This window comes from Burkholderia cepacia (assembly GCF_001039005.1).
In the GTDB taxonomy this organism is placed as follows: domain Bacteria; phylum Pseudomonadota; class Gammaproteobacteria; order Burkholderiales; family Burkholderiaceae; genus Burkholderia; species Burkholderia theae.
The window spans coordinates 1-20,451 of sequence record NZ_LDWR01000018.1 but is presented as its reverse complement, the minus strand read 5'-3'; the positions used below and the strand labels follow the sequence as shown (position 1 = coordinate 20,451).

Here is a 20,451-nt window from a genome sequence, read left to right as displayed (position 1 = left end):
TCACATAGAGAACGAGAAGCCACCGTTGACCGGATAAGTCTGGCCGGTGATCCAGTCACTGGCGCCGGACGCCAGGAACAGCACCATGTTGGCCACGTCAGTGGGCCTGCCCGGGCGGCGGATGACATAGTGCGACATCATCTTCTTGAGCCGCTCGGGGTCGTCCTTCAGGCGCGCCTCGATCGGCGGCGTGAGCGTGGCCGCGATGGCCACGCAGTTGGCGGTAACCTGGTAACGCCCCATGGAGCGAGCCACTGCGCGCATGAGGCCGGCCGCGCCGGCCTTGGCCGCGGAATACACTTCAAGATCGGATTGTCCAACGCGGCCGGCGTCGGAGATGACGGTGATCAGGCGGCCGCTCTTGCGCTCGATCATGTCCGGAATCACGGCGCTCGTGCAGTTGATGACGCCGTACAGATTCACATCCACGGCACCGCGCCAGACCTCCGGGCCAACCTCCCAGAACGGCTTGCGACCGTCAGGTGAAGGATTGGCGCCCAGATTGCCTGCATTGTTGACCAGCACATCGACCGGGCCGGCCAGATCGCGCACTTGTGCGACCATGGCCTTGACATTGGCGTAGTCGGTCACGTCGGCCTGCACGGCATGAGCCTTGCCGCCGGCGTCGCCGATGGCCTTGGCGACTGCCTGCGCGCGCTCCATGAAGTAGTCGTTGACGATCACGGTTGCACCGTGGGCTGCCAGGTGTTCGGCCACTTGCTTGCCGACACCTTGGCCCGCGCCCGTCACCAGCGCCACGCGCCCCGTCACATCAAGAATGTCGCTCATACTCGTCGTTCCTTTCCAGTCCAGTAGGGATCTCTTAGTTCTCGCTTGAGGACCTTGCCCATTGCGTTGCGGGGCAGGTCCTGGACGAACACGATGCGGCGCGGCCGCTTGTAGGACGCCAGGTGCTGCTCGCAATGCGCCAGCAAGTCGGCCTCGCCTGCTACACGTCCGGCCTTGAGTTGGCAGAACGCCATAACCTGCTCGCCGAAGTCCTCATCGGGGATCCCGATGACAGCGACGTCCTCGACCGCGGCATGACGCTGCAGGACTGCCTCGATCTCGGCCGGATAGACGTTCACGCCACCGGTGATGATCATGTCCTTGACACGATCGGTAATGAACAGATAGCCGTCCTCGTCCAGATAGCCAACATCGCCGGTTCGGAAGAAGCCGCGCGCATCCAGCACGTCCTCGCCAAGTGCAGGTTCATTGAGGTACTGCTTGATCGTGATGGGCGTCTTGACCCACAACTCGCCAATCTGGCCCACTGGCTGCAGGTGCTCGTGATGGGCAGTGCGAACCTCGACCGACACATGACGGAAGGGCAACCCGCTTGAACCTGGCTTGCGCTCCTGCATGGCAGGCAGCATCGCGCAGACCATGCCGGTCTCCGTGGAGCCGTAGGTCTCCAGCAAGGTATCGCGGCCGAAGTGGGACAGCATCCACAGCTTGAGTGCATATGGAACCGGCGCCGCTCCCACCGAGACGCGGCGGATGGACGACACGTCGTATCGCGCCAATACTTCAGGCGCCAGCCCTGCCAGGCGTTTGAACATGGTGGGCACCCCCGACCACAGGTCGACGCGGTGCTTCTGGATCAGCGCAAGTACGCCCTCGGCGTCGAACCGGCGCTGCAGCACCAGGGTGTGCCCCTTCCGAATGGCGCTCCGAATCTGGTTGGGGCCCGAAGCGTGATGCATGGGCATGTTGACCAGTTGTACTCGTGCGCCTCCGACGAAGCTGACCGCGTCGCGGCTTTCGAGGTATTCGCGCAGCGTGGCAAGGTCCGTCGATGGCGTACCTACGGCCACGCCCTTCGGCCGGCCCGTGGTACCGGAGGTATAGATCAGCAGGCTAGCCTCTGATAATGATTGGCGCTCTACTTCGGGCGCCTCAAACAGTTCCGGCCAGTGCAGAAAGCCTTCACCTGGCGTTTCGATACTCACAGCCAGTGGCACTTGCGCGAACTGGACCGCGCGCGTAGCGACGGCCAGATCTTGCGCGTCGGTAATGAAGACCCGTGCGCCACTGTTGGACAGCAGATAACGGGTCTCTTCGTCCGTCAGCCTCCAGTTCACGCCGAGAATCGAGCAGCCCAACTTCGCAAGGGCCCCCGCAATCACCAGCCATTCCAGGCGCACCTCCATGCTGAGCGCCACGATGTGGCCGCGCTCGACACCGGCCTGATGCAACGCCTCCGCGATCCGGTTGGCTCGCGCGTTCAGGTCCCGCCAAGTCAGACTGCGCTCGCCTTCGATGCAAGCCAACACGTCAGGGGTTTGGGCGGCCCAGTATTCAATGCTGCCCGGTCGAATCTCGTCGGTCACTTTTCTTCCTACTGGCAAGACATGGTGACTAAAATGTAAATACTTGCGGTACGACAAGCAAGTATGGATTTCCCTAGAGCATCCAGCCGCCCGCCCGACCTCACCCAACACACTCGCAGCAACTCGGCGCCCTGCGAATGCAGCCCCGCCACCGGGTTTTGGCCGCGACGCGCGCAATATCTTCGAACGAACAGCCAGTTCGGTGCGTACAGGCGTCGACCAGCAGTGTGATCCTGGGGACCCGTTTCGGGCATGCGGTTTAGGGGAAATTATACTTGCGAGTTATACCGCAATTATTATAAATTCCAGTCACTTTTCCTTGCCATCAGGACAGACGTGACCGACGAGATCAGACCCGGGAGCATTGAATACTGGGCCGCCCCCTCCCCGAAGTGCTGGCTTGCATTGAAGCCAAGCGTCGCATTTGCCCCATCGGTTTCGACCAGATCGACGAACTCGCCTGGCAGCCTCGCGGCGAAGCCGGTTCACGGGACATGGACCGGCCTTGCCCACATGGGCGGCCTTGATGTGGTCGCGCATGCACACATGCTGCGACGTGATTGATCGACCGCGGACTCATCATCGAATCGAAAGGCCATCCATGAGTAGACAGCTTCCGGAGGCAATTGCGAAGCGGCTGCGACTGCCGGTCATTGCTGCGCCAATGCGGCGAGTGTCCGGCCCCGACCTGGTGATCGCGGCCTGTCGCAGCGGCATCATCGGCTCGTTCCCCACCGCAAATACCGACGATGCACGCGAGCTCGACCGATGGCTCCAGCGCATCGAATCGGAACTATCCGATGGAGATGGGCACTTTGCGCCGTGGTGCGCCAATCTTGTCATTCGGCACGGCGAGGAGAAGCTGCGGCGCGACGTCGAGGTCATTGTCCGGCACGGTGCGGAGATGGTCATCACGAGCGTCGGCTCGCCGGCTCCGGTCATCGAGCCGCTGCATGAGGCGGGCTGCCTTGTCTTCTCGGACGTCGCAACGATCAGGCATGCTCAAAAGGCGGTCGAAGTCGGCGCGGACGGCCTGATCCTCCTGACCGCCGGGGCCGGTGGCCAGACCGGATGGCTCAATGGATTTGCGTTCGTCAGGGCAGTCCGCAGCTTCTTCGATGGCCCAATCGTTCTGGCGGGCGGCGTCAGCGATGGCACTGCCTTGTTTGCCGCACAGGCGCTTGGGTGCGATCTCGCCTACATGGGCACGAGGATGATCGCGGCCGAAGAAAGCATGGCATCGCCCGCCTACAAGAACATGCTGCTCAGCTCGACTGCGGACGACGTGGTGCTGACGCGCGCCATCACCGGTCTTCCTACAAGCATGCTGGGGCCTTCGCTCGTTGCCGCCGGGCTCGATCCGCGGGACCTCGACGAGTCCGCCACGCCCGCCCAAGCGCGGGAGCGATACAGCCAGCCCAAGGACCCGGATGCGCCCCGGCGATGGTCCAGCATCTGGAGCGCCGGTCATTCGGTCAGCGGCGTGGCGCGCATCGAGCCGCTGGCCGAGATTGTCGCGGCGACCGAGCGTGAGTTCGACGCCGCACGGCTCCAGGCCCTTTCTTTGGCGAATTCCCCCCACTTAGATGTTTGAGCCTCTTATCAATAACCATGAAGATGACGACTTTCGTACGGGCGCTCATCGCCCCGGTTGCGGCCTTTATAGACATTGGCGCCGCCGCGCAGAGTCGCTATGACGACGCAGCGCTCTGCGCCGAAGCAACGCGATCAATCCTGATGCGCAATGGTTGATTAGAAGGAGGACAGACAATGCGATTGACACCATATGACAAGCTTACGGGCTTCGGCTCGGTCGACGATGCGCCGAACTTGTCGGCTGCGTTTCGTCGGTGCTTTGGCAGCTATCGGATTCGCGCGAACGGCATTGCCCATCACGCCGTCATCGGCGGCGAGGGCCCGCCCCTTCTCCTGCTGAGCGGATGGCCCCAAAGCTGGTTCATGTGGCGCTATTTGATGTTGCGCTTGGCGCGCGAATACAAGGTTATCGCGGTTGATCCACGCGGGGTCGGCCTATCGGACATTCCCGCCGATGGCTACGACTCTGAAACGCTCAGTGCCGACTTGCTTGCCCTGATGAGCGAGCTCGGCCACGATCGCTTCGCGATGGCGGGACACGACATCGGGATGTGGACGGGCTGGGCGATAGCCGCCGACGCGCCTGACCGAATCGCCCGGATCGCGCTGGGCGAAGCGCTCATTCCCGGCACCATGCCCTCACCCCCGCTTATCAGCGACGATCGGCGCCCCAGCGATCGCCTATGGCACTTCAATTTCAACCGCGCCTACGAGATAAACGAAGCCTTGGTCGTGGGTCGAGAGGACATCTATTTTGGTCATCAGTTCAGCTCCAAGGCCGGTCATCCAGATGCGGTTCCGGGCTACGCGCGCGACTATTATGTGGAACTGCTTCGCCGCATCCCCGGTGCGCTGAAGGCCAGCTTCGACTATTACCGCGCGATAGACCAGTCGATTCCGCAGAATCGACGTCGCATGACGGCGAAACTTGACATGCCGGTGCTCGGTTTCGCGGGCGCGTTGTCGATCGGCAAGCGTATCGAGCAACAGCTCACGCCTCTTGCGAACAATGTCACCGTGCTCGTCATCGATGATTGCGGTCACTATCCTGCCGAGGAGCAACCCGAACAGCTGCTCTCGGGTTTCGTAGAATTCTTCAGGCCGTGGCGGGATGAGTGAGCTCAGCCCCACCCAGACGTGGACCCGCACGTCAAGCTCGCCTGGTTCAGGCGCGGGCGTTGGAAGTATCGGAAAGGTGGGGCGTGTCCGGCCCGCCAGCGTGGATGGAGAGCCGCCTTCGTCACTGCACTTCGAACGGCTGGTTGCACCCATGCCGCCGCCAACGCACATCGACACGACGACGCACCCGGCGACACGCTTCTGAATTCGACCACGGCATGGCCCGTCAGATGGGCCCACAACATCCCATAAAATTGACCGATCGAGATCGCTCCGCCGCGAGCGGCGACACGCCGGCGATGAATGCCATCGCGGCCTTGTCGTCCGTGGCGCACTTCTGCTCGCGCACGCGCGAAAGCAAGGCCGTTTTGTACTGAATGATGGCGTCGGCGATCGGGCGGGCGCATTCGCTCCAAAGTTGCTGCTTGGCCTCGGTGTGCACGCGCAGCTTGCCGCCATTGACGAAGGCCACCGAGCAACGCAGCCGGTGGCACGCTTCGCCGCGGTTGAGGCCTTCCGTATGGACCGACGCAGGTCGATATCGTTGATGAAGCGCGGGACGTGACGCGTGCGGCAGAGATTGTCGAGTTCCCGGAGCGTTTTTTCGTCTGGCTCTGGCGCTTGTAGCCCGATAGCTTGCGTACGATGTTCGAACACGTCACTGGTCGGCGAGCTGCCGGCGGATCAGATCGCGCCGTAAGTCGCGTCCAGCACGGTGAGGGTTGCCTCACGAAGCTTCAATGCGCGCTCTGTTGCTTTAGCCTCCTTCGCCCAACCTTCCATCGGTACTTCGATGCTGATTGGAATATCGTTCGGAAGCGCACGCAATATGCTCGCGAGATCCAGGCTGCCCTGACCGGGGATCAGACGCTCGGCACGCGCCTGATAGAGCAGTGTTTCGAGATTCTTGGGGCGTTCGGCGAGCGCGTCGCAAAACTGCAGATAGTGAAAGTACTCACGCGGCAATGCGCGCAGCTCATCAGTCGAAGAGGCGGCGCGATCGAAGTGGATCGGATCGACGAGAAGGCCGGCATTCGTCCTGCTCGCCGCCTTGACGATACGCGCGCCCTGCGTAATATCCTTCACATTGGTCCACGGCATCGGTTCAAGCGTCGGCGTGAGCCCAAAGGGTGCGGCGAGGTCGCACAGCTTCGCGAAGTTGTCCGCAGTGCGCGCTACGTCAGGGTCATTGCCTGCGACGAGCACGTAACGCGCGCCGAGTTCGGCGGCTGTATCGAGCATCGGCTTGTAGTCGGCCACATCCGTCTCGGGCTTGAGCCGCAAGATCTCGGCATCAAGCACTTCAACGCCGGTGTCCTTCAGACGCGCGAGCGTCTCGCGCTTCGATGGTGTATCGCCAATGAAGTCATAGCGCACTTCCGTCTCGGTGGCCGGCAGTAGCCGCAGGCCCACGAAATCGTAGCCAGCATCTGCCGCGCACTGGACGATTTGCGACGGCGTCAATTCGATCACCGTCAAAGGGGCAAGGCACAACGGGCGTCGGTTCCGGCGGGAAGTTTCCTGTGACATCTATATCTCCATGTGTGGAATGGTCAAGCTCCCCCGCCGATTCGGCGTGGCACAGTTATGCGTCACGGCGGGAATAGCTCTCGAGCCGGTTAGCTCAGAGAGGTAAGCCCACGGCTCAACTGGTGGACGCACCAAGGTTTGCCCCTTACCACGGGCGGCGTGAATTTCGTCTCTCCGCCAGGAGAAGGAAATTCACGATGAAAGCTGCAAAGCGTTGCTCGCAGTGACAACGCCGCCCTCGACGGCCAGCCCGGGATCAGCGAGCCCGTAGGTGGTCGCCCTCGGGCCAATCGCCCTCGCCCCTGGTGAGCGTAACTTCCTTCCGGGACGCCTCACCGGCCGCCTTGCCCGTCACCGCCATCGCCGCCGTCACGTGACTGATCTAGCGCTTAGGCAGCCACCTTTTCCACTCAGACGAATGCTAAGTGCGGACGCATCAAACCCTTTCAGACATGCCACGTCATACGCGCCGCTCTTTTCCGGTCCAGTAGGGATCTCTTAGTTCTCGCTTGAGAACCTTGCCCATTGCGTTGCGGGGCAGGTCTTGGACGAACACGATGCGGCGTGGCCGCTTGTGGGACGCCAGATGCTGTTCGCAATGCGCAAGCAAGTCTGCCTCGCTTGCTGCTCGTCCGGCCTTGAGTTGGCAGAACGCCAGAACCTGCTCGCCGAAATCTTCATCGGGGATCCCGATGACAGCGACGTCCTCGACCGCGGCATGACGCTGCAGGACTGCCTCGATCTCGGCCGGATAGACGTTCACGCCACCGGTGATGATCATGTCCTTGACACGATCGGTAATGAACAGATAGCCGTCCTCGTCCAGATAGCCAACATCGCCGGTTCGGAAGAAGCCGCGCGCATCCAGCACGTCCTCGCCGAGCGCGGGTTCGTTGAGGTAATGCTTGATCGTGACCGGCGTCTTGACCCACAACTCGCCGACCTTGCCCACTGGCTGCGGATGGCCGAGAGAATCACGAACCTCGATCGACACGTGACGGAAGGGCAACCCGCTTGAACCTGGCTTGCGCTCCTGCATGGCAGGCAGCATCGTGCAGATCATGCCCGTCTCGGTGGAACCGTAGGTCTCCTGCAAAGTATCGCGGCCGAAGTAAGACAACATCCACTGCTTGAGTGCATATGGAACCGGCGCCGCTCCCACCGAGACGCGGCGGATGGACGACACGTCGTATCGCGCCAACACTTCGGGCGGCAACCCTGCCAGGCGCTTGAACATGGTGGGCACGCCCGCCCAGTGGTGAACACCATGCTTCTGGATCAGCGCAAGTACGCCCTCGGCGTCGAACCGGCGCTGCAGCACCAGGGTGCGCCCCTTCCGGATGGCGCTCCACGTCTGGTTGGGACCGGAACCGTGGTGCATAGGCATGTTGACCAGTTGTACCCGCACGCCCTCGACGAAGCCCGCCAGATCGAGGCTCTCGTAGTATTCGCGCATTGTGGCCGGGTCCGCCGATGGCGTGCCCAAGGCCACGCCCTTCGGCTGGCCCGTGGTACCCGAGGTGTAGATCAGCAGGCTGGCCTCTGACAATGATTGGCGCGCCACCTCGGGCGCCTCAAACAGCTCCGGCCAGTGCAGAAAGCCTTCGCCTTGTGTTTCGATGCTCACCGCCAATGGCACTTGCGCGAACTGGACCGCGCGCGTAGCGACGGCCAGATCTTGCGCGTCGGTAATGAAGACCCGTGCGCCACTGTTGGACAACAGGTAACGAGTCTCTTCGTCCGTCAGCCTCCAGTTCACGCCGAGAATCGAGCAGCCCAACTTCGCAAGGGCCCCCGCAATCACCAGCCATTCCAGGCGCACCTCCATGCTGAGCGCCACGATGTGGCCGCGCTCAACACCGGCCTGATGCAACGCCTCCGCGATCCTGTTGGCTCTCCCGTTCAGGTCCTGCCAAGTCAGACTGCGCTCGCCTTCGATGCAAGCCAACACGTCAGGGGTTTGGGCGGCCCAGTATTCAATGCTGCCCGGTCGAATCTCGTCGGTCACTTTTCTTCCTACTGGCAAGACATGGTGACTAAAATGTAGAATACTTGCAGTATGACAAGCAAGTGTTGATTTCCCTAAAACACTCACTCCAGCCCCCCCCCTCCCTCTTGGATCACCCGACCTTACCTGGCGCGCACATCGAACCATGACACTCTCCCTACTCAAGCCTACGCTGTATCAGGCCGAACCAGCACCCAGCCGTCCTTCGCTCCGAGGCATGCATTGCGGCGCCTGCGGCCACGTGTTCTTTCCGCCCCAGGATCTGGGCTGTGAGCGATGCGGCGCCGTCGGCAGCGCACTGCAACCCCGCGAACTTGCCGGCAGCGGCACGCTGATGGCGCGCGTCACGGTGCACGTCCACGCCAAGCCGGAGCGCCCCGCCCCCTTTGTCATCGGCACGGTGCGCCTGGACGACGGCCCCATGGTGCGCACGCTGCTGGACGCCTCGCCCGACACCCTCCCTCCGATCGGTAGCCCCATGGTCGCCGTGTTGTCTCCGGTGGCATCCGCGGAAAGCCCCGTCGTGCACGACTTGCGCTTTTCGCTCGCTCAACCGAATCAGTCCCAGGAGTAAGCCATGCCCGTCACCCTTGCCTCCCTGCGCCCCGTCTACGTTGTGGGCGCGGGACTGCATCCCTATCAGCCGCTGAGCGAAACGCCCTACGTACAACTCGGCCTCACCGCAGCCCGCGAGGCGTTGGCCGATGCGCACATACCATGGGAACTCGTGGAGTCGGCCTACGTCGCCAAGGCCCTGCTCCCCATGGCCGTCGGTCGGCCGATGTTGAGGCACCTGGGCGCCACCGGGCTGCCCATCACGCATGTCGAGAACGCATCGGCCTCAGGCTCCGCTGCTTTCCGTCAAGCCTGCATGGAAGTCGCATGCGGTATGAGCGACATCTCCTTTGCCATCGGCGTGGACAAGCCGACCACGATGGGGCCGCGTGCGGAAATGCTGACCGGCATCCCCAGCCTGGCCGACGATGCCATCGTCCCGTTCACGCAGTTCGCACTACTGGCCGATGCCTACGCGCACCGCACCGGCTGTTCGTTCGAAGATATTGCGCGCGTCGCGGTCAAGAACCTGCGCAATGCCAGCCTGAACCCGTTTGCCCAGCGCCAGCAGGCCAAGACGCTGGACGAGATCCTGGGCGGCAGGAAAATTTCCGGCCAGTTCACGAGCCTGCAATGCACTCCCGTGGGCGAAGGCGCAGCCGCCGTGGTGGTTGCCTCCGAAGAGGGCCTGCGCCGCGCCGGCCTGGGACTGGAGCGCGCGGTACGCGTGACCGCTTCGGCAGCTCACAGCCAGCGCGTCTACGCCGACCCCACGCGCTACGACGAAATGCTGACCCAGGAAACCGTCGAAGCCGCACTGAAACAGGCAGGTGTCAGCGCCAGCGACCTCGACGTGATCGAACTGCACGACGCCTTCACGGTCGAGGAGCTCGAATACCTCGAAGCCATCGGCGTATGCGGTCACGACCAAGCCGCGGGCCTTCTGAAGGAGGGCGCCTTCGACATTGGCGGGCACTGCGCCGTGAGCCCCTCGGGGGGCTTGATCGGCATGGGACATCCGATCGGCCCCACTGGCCTCGGGCAGATCGCGGAAGTCACCAGGCAGTTGCGCGGCGAAGCGGGCGCGCGGCAGCACCCTGGTGCGCGGATCGGGCTGGCTCACATGGTCGGGCTCGGCGCGGTATGTTTCGCCCACGTCCTGCAGAGCCTCTAAGACGGTTCCGGTTCAGTCATTTGGCGACGAATTCGGAATGGCTCGGCACGGGGCGAACCCGGAAGCGGTGAACACCCATAAGGGTGTACATGACATCCATTCGCCGATCCCGGCGGCGGGCGCAGGCAGGGATTACGGCACCTTGAAGCTTGCGCCGCTTGCCGCGATCCCTAGACGTCTCGGGCCCCGCCGATCATACTCACAAGTCCGTGCTCATCACCATTTTCTTGTGAGCCATATCACAAATCAATAAGATAGCCACATGTCACGTACATCTCTCTTTTCTTCGGAAGATCCGGACCCCGGCATGACTGCAAACACCCCTCGTGTGCGCCGCACTCAGGCCGAGCGCGTCGCCGAATCGGACCGCCGCCTGATGGAAGCCGCCATCAGGCTCATCGCCAGGGTCGGGTATACCCATACCACGCTCGAATCCATCGGCATCGAAGCCGGTTACAGTCGCGGCTTGGTCCAGCATCGCTTCGGCAGCAAGGACCAGATGCTGGAAGAACTGGTCAACAAGATCGCCACGGATCAACGCGAAAGGTTGCTGGCGCGATTGCAAGGCCTGCGCGGCATGGACGCGCTGCTCTGCGAGATCGACTGCTATCTCGAAGGTATGGACACGCCTCCCGAACGCGCCCGCGCGTTCTACATGCTGATGCAGGAATCACTAGGGCCCGCCCCGCACATCCGCACCGCATTCGCAGCCATCAGCGCGCGCTGGCACCGGGCGCTGGCCCGTCAGATTGAGGTCGGACAGGAAGCCGGCCAGATCCGCCCCGACGTCGATCCCGCCGCCGAGGCACGGCTGTTGATCGCCACACTTCGTGGCCTGCGCATGCAGTCCATGCTCGATCCGAACACCAGCAATATCGCGAAGTCCATCGACTCGCTCAAATGCGGCCTCCGCGCCAGACTGCTGCAGACCCTCTAGACAACTCGAGCCCTTCGATCAGGCGTAGGGTTTATGCTCATCGTTATTTTTATTGCTAGCCATACCGCAAGTAAATAAGATGGTCACATGTCACGCATGCACCTGTTGCCGTCCGAGGCTCCAATCTCCGGCATCTCGACAAAAAGCGCCGTCACTTTAAACGGAGGGCGCACGCAGCATGTTGCGATGACGAAAACGAAACCGCCTGACCGGAGACAAACCCATGGCAAACACCCTATCCATTTCAAGCTCGCAAGACACGGCGATCAACGACCAGTCCAGTCCAGGCTGGATCGCGGCACGGCTCGACCGGCTCGAAGCCTGGCCATACCCGCCCATTGTGCTGATGATGGTGGGAATCACCTTCTTTTTTGCCTACTTCGACATCAGCAACATCGCCACCGTGCTGCCGAGCGCGATGCATGAGTTTCACGTCGGGAAAGAGGCTGCGGCCGTCGTGGTGAGCCTTGGGCTCTGGGGTTACATCGTTGGTGGCCTGGTGACCAGCGTGATCGCCGATCGAATGGGACGAAAGCAGGGTTTCCTGCTTGCGGCAATGCTCTACGGAGTAGGCTCTGTGGTCAACGGACTGGCATGGAACTTCAACATCTTCGCCGTCGCCCGCTTCGTATCCGGCATGGGTATTGGCGCGGCGCTCACCGTGATCAGTACTTACATGAGTGAGATCTCCCCTGCGAAGGGCCGTGGACGCTATATGGCATGGACCACACTGCCCGGGCTCGTTGGCTCGGCGCTAGTTCCGTGGCTTTCCTTTTGGCTTGTGCCCAATTTCGCCCACGGCTGGCGCGTGATTCTCGTTCTCCCGGTTGTCGGGACACTGTTCGTGCTGTTCTGGATCAAGCACTTTCCGGAGTCGCCGCGTTGGCTCGTTGCGCACGGTCATGCGCGAGACGCCGAACGGATCGTGGCAGCAGCCGAAGCACTGGCGCGAAAGAAAACCGGCCGCGCGCCCGCACCGGTATTGGCGCCCGCACAAATCGATGTGCACAGCCGCGGCATTTCCATCATCTTTGGCCGCCGCCTGTTGCCCTGGACCATTTTGTTTTTCGTGATCTGGTTTCTGAATTACCTGCCCATTTACGGCGCGATCAGCATGGGCGTGACCTTGCTCGTCGATCACGGTATACCGCTGCAAAAAAGCATTCTACTGACCATCGGCTACAGCATCGGAATCGTACTCGGCGGTTTGGTCGCTCCGTGGATCGCCGACCGCATGCCGCGCAAGTGGCCGGCGTTCATCGCCACGGTCGTCTTGGGCATCAGCCTGATCCTTCTGGGCATGTATCCCAGCAACACGATGATTGCGATCGTCTACTTCCTGCTCGCGTTCCAGGCTGGCATCTTCGCGCCTTCGGTCTACTTGCTCACGGCCGAACACTTCCCGACCGCCGGGCGTGCGACCGGCATCGCGATCTGCAACGCCGTCGGCCACGTGGGAGGCGCCGTTGCGCCATTCTTCATCATTGGGGTCTACCAATCGGTCGGATTCGCGACCACCTGGACGGTACTCGGCATTGTCATCTTCGCGTTAGCCATCGCGCTGCTGCCAACCAGGAATACCACGGGCGTTTCGCTGGAAGCGATCAGCGATGCAACTCCGGCGCCCTGACCCGACCGGCGCATCCGCTTCAGCTGATGCGCCAGTTGCGGCCTGCGCCGTGCCCGCGTTCGACGCAGCCGCGAGAAGGAAGCGTTGAACCCTATCCGCGACGCACTTATGCAACGCCACTTCGCGCCGCCATTTGACAGCAAAGGCTACCCACAAAATGCCCACTTCAATTGACGCTCTCTTTCGCCCGCTTCGTATCCGCTCTCTCGAACTGCCCAATCGAATCGTCATGGCCCCCATGACACGGGCGTTTGCCCCTGACGGCTTACCCGGGGAGCCCCACGCCGCATACTATCGTCGCCGGGCCGAGGGCGGAGTCGGCCTCATCCTGTCCGAAGGCGTGGTGATTGATCGCCCTGCGTCGCGCAACGGTCCCGGGCTACCGTTCTTTCATGGCGAACCGGCGCTGCGCGGCTGGCAAGGTGTCATCGACGCGGTCCACGGCGCACGCGGACGAATGGGGCCGCAACTGTGGCACACCGGCTCCGTCAAGAACACTCGAGTAGATTGGGAACCCGAAGCAGTGGTCGAGAGCCCTTCCGGCCTTTGTGCGCCCGACGAGCCTCGCGGTGAAGCGATGAACGATGAAGCGATCGCCGATACGATTGCTGCCTTCGCAAACGCGGCCGCCGACGCAAAGCGCCTCGGCTTTGATACCGTCGAGATTCACGGCGCGCACGGCTATTTGATCGATCAGTTCTTCTGGGCCGGCACGAACTTGCGTACCGACCGTTACGGCGGCGCGACCATCCGCGAACGAGCCAATTTCGCCGCCGAAATCGTGGCTGCAGTTCGCGTGGCAGTCGGACCGGATTTTCCCATTTTGATGCGTCTTAGCCAGTGGAAGCCGCAGGACTACGACGCAAAAATTGCGCAAACGCCGGATCAGATGGCCGACTGGCTGCAACCGCTCGTAGACGCAGGGGTGGACGTGCTGCATTGTTCTCAGCGGCGATTCTGGGAGCCTGAGTTTCCCGAGATCGATGGCGCCTCTGGTCTGAATTTCGCTGGATGGGCCAAGAAGCTGACTGGCGCTGTAACGGTCAGCGTCGGATCGGTGGGCCTGTCCAACGAGTTTAGAGCTGCATTTGCCGGAGAAGGCGCTGGCAGCGTCGGCCTGGACCCGTTGATCGAGCGGATGGAACGCGACGAGTTCGACTTGATCGCAGTGGGCCGAGCGCTGTTGAGCGACCCTCAGTGGGTGGCGAAGATTCGTGCAGGTGATGCGGCACGCTTGAAAGGGTTTGATGCGTCCGCACTTGCGACGTTCGTCTGATTGAAACGACCCGCTTAACCAGGCACACGGCTGCCGCGTTGTTCGGTGAGCCACTTGTCGAAGGTACGCACGTCGGGCTGACGCGCCAGCAATGCCGGTATGTCAGCGAGGTAGCCAGCCTCCCCAAACCACTCGAACATCCTCCGGACATCATAGGGCAATGGGCGCAATAGCACCCTGGGCAGCGGGAATGGCAGCCCGGCCGACCGTCCATGGCGCTTGAAGGCAGCGACAATCTGCGCACGGGTCAGCTCGACACCGGCGATTTCCTCGGACTTGCCAAGAAATTCACCCGGATCGTCGAAGGCCCGCGCAACCCAATTGCCAATGTCGGCCGTTGCGATCATCTGGAGTCGCTTCGTCTCGGGCACATAGCTGCGCAGCAGTGCCAGCAGCACGGCTCGTAGTGCCGGCCTACTAAAGTTGTCCATGAAGAACACGGGACGAACGATGCTGGCGGGAAGGCCAATGCTGCGGATGTGTTCCTCGACAAGCCACTTGCTTTGAAAATGCGGTACGGCCGAGCCCCGATCAGCTCCCCCCACCGATGCATAGATGAAGTGCCTTACTCCTGCAGCTAGCGCGGCATCCGCCACAGCAATGCCCCGGTGAGTCTCTACCTCCGCACCTTGCTCGGACCCTTGAACGGAAAAAACGCCATATGCGTCGGTGAAAGCGATCCGCAACGAGGCCGAGTCGTCCATGTCGGCCGGGACGACCTCGATGCCACCCGCGGCCAATTGTTGCGCCGCCTCGGAGCCAGGATTTCTGGAAAGCGCACGAATGCGCCAATGACCATCCGCCCTCAACGAGCGAGCCACGGCACCGCCCTGTTGCCCCGTCGCACCTAGAACAACGATGGTTCTGAAAGTCATGGTATGAAAATCGACCGTTTTGATAACGTTAAAAATATCGACTGTTTTGAATCAAAGGACAAGGACGACGAAAAACAGAATTGTCGAACAATGCTGTCAAAACCGCACTTCTTCGCTCAGTTCTACGTATCACCAATCAGTCGGACCGTCGTCGATAGCGAACTCAGCTCCGGTTAAGCAATAGCAGGTCTGCAAGCGACGCCCGGAGCTTGAGCGACAATCGCACGTTCCCCACCGAGAAGCGAGAAGTGAGAGGTACGCGATGCATTGACCAACGACTGTCACCTTGAGCGCATTTCTCGCCGCATTCACACGAAGACATGCTGCACGTGGTGGCGACCGGTTCGATCCGATCCGCTTCCGGCACGTTCCCAATGAACGTGATCGACCTGTCCTTCATGAAAACGGCGATATCCAGCACAATTACGTAGCACGAACACTCGCTGTCGATCGACCGCCCAGCGTCATCCACGACAACCCTATGGCGATCAGTCCGCAGGCTGTCATGCCGGCGATCATTGGCAACGGACTGTCGCTCGCGAACCACCCCACCACGGCCGTCGCGGCCGCGCCGGTCAGTATCTGCACCGTTCCCAACAGCGCAGACGCCGTTCCCGCGATATGGCCGTGCTGCTCCATCGCGAGCACGCCTGTCGTGGGAATCACAATACCCATGAATGCACTGGCAAGAGCGTAAAGGGCGATCAATACCCACAGCCGGTCACCGATGGCAACATAGTAGGCCAGAAGGATCAGCAGGACGGAACCGCACACATGTACGCTGACCTTGATCACCCGCTCGATGCCGAAGCGTTCGCACAATGCACCGTTAAATTGTGCCGCGGTAAAGAACGACGCCGCATTGAACCCGAAGGCAAGGCCATAGTGTGCCGGCGACAGGCCATAGTGGTTGATCAGCACGAACGGCGAGTTGGCCAGGAAGATGAAGAAAATTGCTAACGCACAACTGCCGATGAGCACCAGACCCAGATAGCGGCCGTTACGCAGCAATAGCATGTACGAACGCATTGTCGTGCCGAAGCTGCCGCCAATGCGGGCGTCGCGTGTGCGCGATTCCGAGAGCATCGTCAGGGCCAATGCCAATCCGGCCAGCGCCGCAAAAGTCACCACCCAGAAAACACCGCGCCAGCCCGCATGGGCAATGACAATGCTGCCGACCAGCGGTGCGAGAATCGGCGAAATGCCAAATACCAGCATCAGCATCGAAATCAATCGAGTGGCGTCATTGCCGGTATGCAGGTCGCGCACCACGGCGCGCGGAATCACCATGCCTGCGGCCGCGCCGAGGCCTTGTACGGAGCGAAGCGCGACAAGCGAGTCGATGCTTGTGGCCAAGGCGCAGCCGATGCTCGCGGCGACGAACAATGCCAGTCCGAAATAAAGTGGCGGCTTGCGTCCCACGACGTCCGATACAGGGCCATAGATGAGTTGGCCGACGCCCATCGACACGAAGAACGCCGTCAAGCTCAACTGCGTGGTACTCATATCCGCACCCATGCTCCGGCTAATCATCGGCAGTGCAGGCAGGTACATATCGATGGCGAATGGCCCGATCGCGGATAGCAGGCCTAATATCAACGCGACTCTGAAGAATCGGGAATACATAAAATTACCTCGGTTGGGGCGCACGAACCATACAGGTTCGCGACACCAAAAAGATTGCTGAGCCCGCATTCACATCGCTTGTCGGCATGCGCTTCCAGCACTCGAGTCGTTCCGACGCCTCCGCTGGCGTCCAAGGTGCTCGCACGGTTCCCGCGTCACGGGCATCCACTGCACACGCCAACGAAAGTAAACAGCGCCTAGTTTCGAGCTGAAGCCTCAGCTCTGCCATCGTCAACAAGTGCATCCGGCGCACGCGGCGTCTCGCCGGCGCGCTGGACCCAACCACCGCCCAATGCACGGTACAGGTCGACCAGGTTCGTCCAGCGCGCCAGACGCGCGCTGATCAGCGACTGCTGCGCCGAGTACAGGTCCGTCTGCGCGGTCAGCACCGACAGGTAGCTGTCGACGCCGTTCTTGTAACGCAGGTCTGACAGGTCGAAACGGCGCTGCTGCGCGTACTCGTTGCGCTCCAGCGCGGCGATCTGCTGGTCGTACGTGCCGCGTGCGGCCAACCCGTCCGACACTTCGCGGAATGCCGTCTGGATCGCCCTGTCGTAGTTCGCGATCTCGATGCGCTTCTGCACGTGCGCGAGATCGAGGTTGGCGATGTTCTGCCCGCCCTCGAAGATCGGCAGCGCAATGTTCGGCGCAAACGACCACGCCGCCGTGCCGGCCTTGAACAGGCCGCCGAGCGTCGGGCTCGCGGTGCCGAACGCCGCCGTCAGCGAGATGCGCGGAAAGAACGCCGCACGCGCCGCGCCGATGTTCGCGTTCGCGGCCAGCAGCGTCTGCTCGGCCTGCATCACGTCAGGACGACGCGTCAGCAGGTCGGACGGAAGGCCGGCCGGCACGTCCGTCAGCAGGTTCTGCGAGTCGAGCGGTATGCCCGGCGGCAGGTCGTCCGGCAGCGGCTCGCCGATCAGCAATACCAGCGCGTTCACGGCCTGCGCGCGGGCGCGTGCCTGCGCCTGCTGGTTCGCGAGCGCCGTCTCGACGACCGTCTGAGCCTGACGCAGGTCGAGCTCGGAGCCCGTGCCGTTGTCGAACTGCAGCTTCGTCAGGTCGTACGACGCCTGCGCGGACTTCAGCGTGTTCTCCGTGACCTTCAGCAAGTCGTCGGTCGACAGTAGCGTCAGGTACTGATCAGCCACCTGCGACACCAGTGAGATCTCCGACGCCTGCCGTGCGTAAGCGGTCGACAGGTACTGCGCGAGTGCCTGATCCTTCAGACTCTGCACGCGGCCGAACAGGTCGAGCTCCCACGACGCCGAAAGCCCAACGTTGTAGGTCGTCGAGATGTTCTGGCCCGGCACCGAGGTCAGCGCATTCGGCAAACGCTGACGATTGCCCGTGCCCGTCGCATCGAGCGTCGGGAACAGGCCGGCGCGCGTGATCTGGTACTGCGCACGCGCCGCCTCGATGTTCAGCACCGACACGCGCAGGTCGCGGTTGTTCTTCAGCGCGATTTCGATCAGCCGCTGCAGGCGCGGATCGACGAAGAATTCGCGCCAGCCGATGGCGGTCGCCGCCTGGCCGTTCGCGCTGCGCGCGCCGGCAGCACCCGGCTGCGTCGCATAGACGCCGCCGGCCGGGAACGCCTGTGCGACGGGTGCGTCGGGCCGCGTGTAATGCGGCGCCATCGTGCAACCCGTGGCAAAGAGCGCGACCGCGATTGCAGTCAAAGCGTGTTTTTGCATCATCACTGTCCCTTGTTGCCTTCGTCGCCGTTGCCCGGCTTCTCTTCGTGGTGCGAGTGCTCCTGAGCCAGGCGCAGTGCCTCGTCGACGTCTTCCTTCTCGCCGCTGAAGATCGCGCGGATCTTCACGAAGAACATCGGGATCATGAAGATCGCGAGGAACGTTGCCGTGATCATCCCGCCGATCACGCCCGTGCCGATCGCGTGCTGGCTCGCCGAACCCGCGCCGTTGCTGATCGCGAGCGGCATCACGCCGAGAATGAACGCGAGCGACGTCATCAGGATAGGACGCAGCCGCAGGCGCGCCGCTTCCAGCGCGGCCTCGATCGGCCCCATCTTCTCCGTCACCTGCAGCTCGCGAGCGAACTCCACGATCAGAATCGCGTTCTTCGCGGACAAGCCCACGGTGGTCAGCAGGCCGACCTGGAAGAACACGTCGTTCTCGAGGCCGCGCATCGTCGCCGCGAGCAGTGCGCCGATCACGCCGAGCGGCACCACCATGATCACCGAGAACGGGATCGACCAGCTTTCATACAGCGCCGCGAGACACAGAAACACGACGAGGATCGAGATCGCGTACAGGATCGGCGCCTGCGAACCGGACTGGATTTCCTGGAACGACAGACCCGTCCACGAATAGCCGATGCCCGTGGGCAACTTCTTCGTGAGCTGTTCCATCGCAGCCATCGCCTGACCGGTCGACTTGCCCGGTGACGCCTGACCCTGGATTTCCATCGCCGACACACCGTTGTAGCGCTCGAGCTTCGGCGAACCGTACGTCCAGTGACCGGTCGAGAAGGCGCTGAACGGCACCATCCCGCCCGACCCGTTGCGCACGTACCAGATGTTCATGTCTTCCGGCGTCATCCGGAACGGCGCGTCGGCCTGCACGTACACACGCTTGATCCGGCCGTCGGTGTCGAGGAAGTTGTTCACGTACTGCGACGCCCACGCGATCGAGAACGTCTGGTCGATCGCATCCGCCGTCACGCCGAGCGCATTCGCCTTCTCGCGATCAATGTCGACCTTGTACTGCGGCGTGTCGTTCAGGCCGTTCGGGCGCACGCCCTGCAGCGTCGGATCCTTCGAGGCCATCCCGAGCAGTTGGTTACGCGCGGCCATCAGCGCATCGTGACCGAGACCGGCGTTGTCCGTCAGCTCGAAGTCGAAGCCGGCGGCCGTACCGAGTTCAGGAATCGACGGCGGGTTGAACGGGATCACCAGCGCGTCCTTGTAGCCCGCGTAGCGCCCGAACATCCGGCCGATCAGCGCCTGGACCTTCTGGTTCGCATGCTGACGCTGCGAGTAATCCTTCAGGCGAACGAACACGAGACCGGAGTTCTGGCCGCGGCCCGCGAAGCTGAAGCCAGCCACCGTGAACACCGACTCGACGATTTCCTTCTCGTCCTTCAGCAGGTAGTCGGAAATGTTCGCGAGGGTCTTCGCGGTCGTTTCCTGCGTCGAGCCCGACGGCGTCTGCACGATCACGAACAGCAGGCCCTGGTCTTCATCGGGCAGGAACGACTTCGGCAGGCGCACGAACAGCAGGCCGACCGCGACGATCACGACCAGATAAATGATGAGCCAGCGGCCCGAGCGCTTGATCACGTGGTGCACGCCGACGTGGTACTTGTCGCGGCTATTGTTGAACGTGCGGTTGAACCAGCCGAAGAAGCCCTTCTTCTCTTCGTGATGCCCTTGCGGGATCGGCTTGAGGATCGTCGCGCACAGCGCCGGCGTCAGAATCAACGCGACGAGCACCGACAGCACCATCGCCGACACGATCGTCAGCGAGAACTGGCGATAAATCGCGCCGACCGAACCGCCCGAGAACGCCACCGGCACGAACACCGCCGACAGCACCAGCGCCACGCCGACGAGTGCGCCGGTGATCTGGCCCATCGCCTTCTTGGTCGCTTCCTTCGGTGATAGGCCCTCTTCGGCCATCACCCGCTCGACGTTCTCCACCACCACGATCGCATCGTCCACCAGCAGGCCGATCGCGAGCACGAGGCCGAACATCGACAGCGTGTTGATCGAGAAGCCTGCCATCGACATGATCGCGAACGTACCGAGCAGCACGACCGGCACCG

The 20,451-nt window shown here is 62.3% G+C and carries 15 protein-coding genes and 1 pseudogene; 7 read left to right on the top strand and 9 right to left on the bottom strand.

The features are described 5' to 3' along the window. Entirely contained in the window at positions 1-789 is a 789-nt protein-coding gene (locus VL15_RS11060; protein WP_048245529.1) for an SDR family NAD(P)-dependent oxidoreductase, read from the bottom strand. Continuing rightward, the gene (locus VL15_RS11055; RefSeq protein WP_048245528.1) at positions 786-2,336 is read right to left on the bottom strand and encodes a class I adenylate-forming enzyme family protein; all 1,551 of its coding nucleotides are present in this window, start codon (positions 2,334-2,336) and stop codon (positions 786-788) included. Before VL15_RS11055 ends, VL15_RS11060 begins: the two co-directional genes overlap by 4 nt. A 601-nt stretch (positions 2,337-2,937) precedes the next feature. Between VL15_RS11055 and VL15_RS11050 the strand changes: the two genes are divergently transcribed. Beyond that, on the top strand, positions 2,938-3,930 hold the full coding sequence (locus VL15_RS11050; protein WP_048245527.1) for an NAD(P)H-dependent flavin oxidoreductase: 993 nt from the start codon (positions 2,938-2,940) through the stop codon (positions 3,928-3,930). 176 nt (positions 3,931-4,106) lie between these two features. After that, entirely contained in the window at positions 4,107-5,051 is a 945-nt protein-coding gene (locus VL15_RS11045) for an alpha/beta fold hydrolase (protein ID WP_048245526.1), read from the top strand. Between the two features lie 244 nt (positions 5,052-5,295). On the opposite strand, the pseudogene VL15_RS43765 reads toward VL15_RS11045, so the two are convergent. The 3 genes and pseudogenes from VL15_RS43765 to VL15_RS11030 all read right to left on the bottom strand — a co-directional run. Further along, positions 5,296-5,725: pseudogene (locus VL15_RS43765) on the bottom strand (Tn3 family transposase); the annotation flags it as partial. 10 nt (positions 5,726-5,735) lie between these two features. Further along, positions 5,736-6,581 carry a sugar phosphate isomerase/epimerase family protein gene (locus VL15_RS11035; protein ID WP_048245524.1) on the bottom strand — a complete coding sequence of 282 codons (846 nt, stop codon included), beginning with the start codon at positions 6,579-6,581 and terminating at the stop codon, positions 5,736-5,738. A gap of 460 nt (positions 6,582-7,041) precedes the next feature. Next, positions 7,042-8,589 (bottom strand): class I adenylate-forming enzyme family protein, encoded by a 1,548-nt coding sequence (locus tag VL15_RS11030; RefSeq protein WP_048245523.1) that lies wholly within the window; start codon positions 8,587-8,589, stop codon positions 7,042-7,044. A gap of 145 nt (positions 8,590-8,734) precedes the next feature. Here VL15_RS11030 and VL15_RS39070 point away from each other — a divergent pair, with 145 nt between their 5' ends. The 5 genes from VL15_RS39070 (at position 8,735) to VL15_RS11005 (ending at position 14,161) form a co-directional block, all read left to right on the top strand. Then, entirely contained in the window at positions 8,735-9,163 is a 429-nt protein-coding gene (locus tag VL15_RS39070; RefSeq protein WP_080970794.1) for a Zn-ribbon domain-containing OB-fold protein, read from the top strand. Positions 9,164-9,166: 3 nt separating this feature from the next. Beyond that, the gene (locus VL15_RS11020) at positions 9,167-10,318 is read left to right on the top strand and encodes a thiolase family protein (protein ID WP_048245522.1); all 1,152 of its coding nucleotides are present in this window, start codon (positions 9,167-9,169) and stop codon (positions 10,316-10,318) included. Positions 10,319-10,625: 307 nt separating this feature from the next. Next, positions 10,626-11,255, top strand: a complete 630-nt coding sequence (locus tag VL15_RS11015) for a TetR/AcrR family transcriptional regulator (protein ID WP_048245521.1) — start codon at positions 10,626-10,628, stop codon at positions 11,253-11,255. A gap of 223 nt (positions 11,256-11,478) precedes the next feature. Then, positions 11,479-12,885, top strand: coding sequence for an MFS transporter (locus VL15_RS11010; protein ID WP_048245520.1), 1,407 nt, complete (start codon positions 11,479-11,481; stop codon positions 12,883-12,885). 157 nt (positions 12,886-13,042) lie between these two features. Then, positions 13,043-14,161, top strand: a complete 1,119-nt coding sequence (locus VL15_RS11005) for an NADH:flavin oxidoreductase (protein WP_048245519.1) — start codon at positions 13,043-13,045, stop codon at positions 14,159-14,161. A 14-nt stretch (positions 14,162-14,175) separates the two neighbouring features. Here VL15_RS11005 and VL15_RS11000 read toward each other — a convergent pair whose 3' ends face one another. The 4 genes from VL15_RS11000 to VL15_RS10985 form a co-directional block, all read right to left on the bottom strand. Next, positions 14,176-15,036 carry an NmrA/HSCARG family protein gene (locus tag VL15_RS11000; protein ID WP_048245518.1) on the bottom strand — a complete coding sequence of 287 codons (861 nt, stop codon included), beginning with the start codon at positions 15,034-15,036 and terminating at the stop codon, positions 14,176-14,178. A 423-nt stretch (positions 15,037-15,459) separates the two neighbouring features. Then, a complete protein-coding gene (locus VL15_RS10995; protein ID WP_048245517.1) occupies positions 15,460-16,662 on the bottom strand; it encodes a multidrug effflux MFS transporter in 1,203 nt (400 codons plus the stop codon). Positions 16,663-16,859: 197 nt separating this feature from the next. Next, positions 16,860-18,362 (bottom strand): efflux transporter outer membrane subunit, encoded by a 1,503-nt coding sequence (locus tag VL15_RS10990; RefSeq protein WP_048245516.1) that lies wholly within the window; start codon positions 18,360-18,362, stop codon positions 16,860-16,862. Continuing rightward, a partial coding sequence (locus VL15_RS10985) for an efflux RND transporter permease subunit (RefSeq protein WP_048245515.1) occupies positions 18,362-20,451 on the bottom strand: 2,090 nt, incomplete at its 5' end. The genes VL15_RS10990 and VL15_RS10985, both read right to left, overlap by 1 nt.

Bases quoted from the DNA above. Each gene is read 5' to 3' on its own strand.
- VL15_RS11060 (WP_048245529.1), bottom strand. From the start codon at position 789: ATGAGCGACATTCTTGATGTGACGGGGCGCGTGGCGCTGGTGACGGGC.
- VL15_RS11050 (WP_048245527.1), top strand. From the start codon at position 2,938: ATGAGTAGACAGCTTCCGGAGGCAATTGCGAAGCGGCTGCGACTGCCG.
- VL15_RS11045 (WP_048245526.1), top strand. From the start codon at position 4,107: ATGCGATTGACACCATATGACAAGCTTACGGGCTTCGGCTCGGTCGAC.
- VL15_RS11035 (WP_048245524.1), bottom strand. From the start codon at position 6,581: ATGTCACAGGAAACTTCCCGCCGGAACCGACGCCCGTTGTGCCTTGCC.
- VL15_RS39070 (WP_080970794.1), top strand. From the start codon at position 8,735: ATGACACTCTCCCTACTCAAGCCTACGCTGTATCAGGCCGAACCAGCA.
- VL15_RS11020 (WP_048245522.1), top strand. From the start codon at position 9,167: ATGCCCGTCACCCTTGCCTCCCTGCGCCCCGTCTACGTTGTGGGCGCG.
- VL15_RS11015 (WP_048245521.1), top strand. From the start codon at position 10,626: ATGACTGCAAACACCCCTCGTGTGCGCCGCACTCAGGCCGAGCGCGTC.
- VL15_RS11010 (WP_048245520.1), top strand. From the start codon at position 11,479: ATGGCAAACACCCTATCCATTTCAAGCTCGCAAGACACGGCGATCAAC.
- VL15_RS11005 (WP_048245519.1), top strand. From the start codon at position 13,043: ATGCCCACTTCAATTGACGCTCTCTTTCGCCCGCTTCGTATCCGCTCT.
- VL15_RS11000 (WP_048245518.1), bottom strand. From the start codon at position 15,036: ATGACTTTCAGAACCATCGTTGTTCTAGGTGCGACGGGGCAACAGGGC.
- VL15_RS10995 (WP_048245517.1), bottom strand. From the start codon at position 16,662: ATGTATTCCCGATTCTTCAGAGTCGCGTTGATATTAGGCCTGCTATCC.
- VL15_RS10990 (WP_048245516.1), bottom strand. From the start codon at position 18,362: ATGATGCAAAAACACGCTTTGACTGCAATCGCGGTCGCGCTCTTTGCC.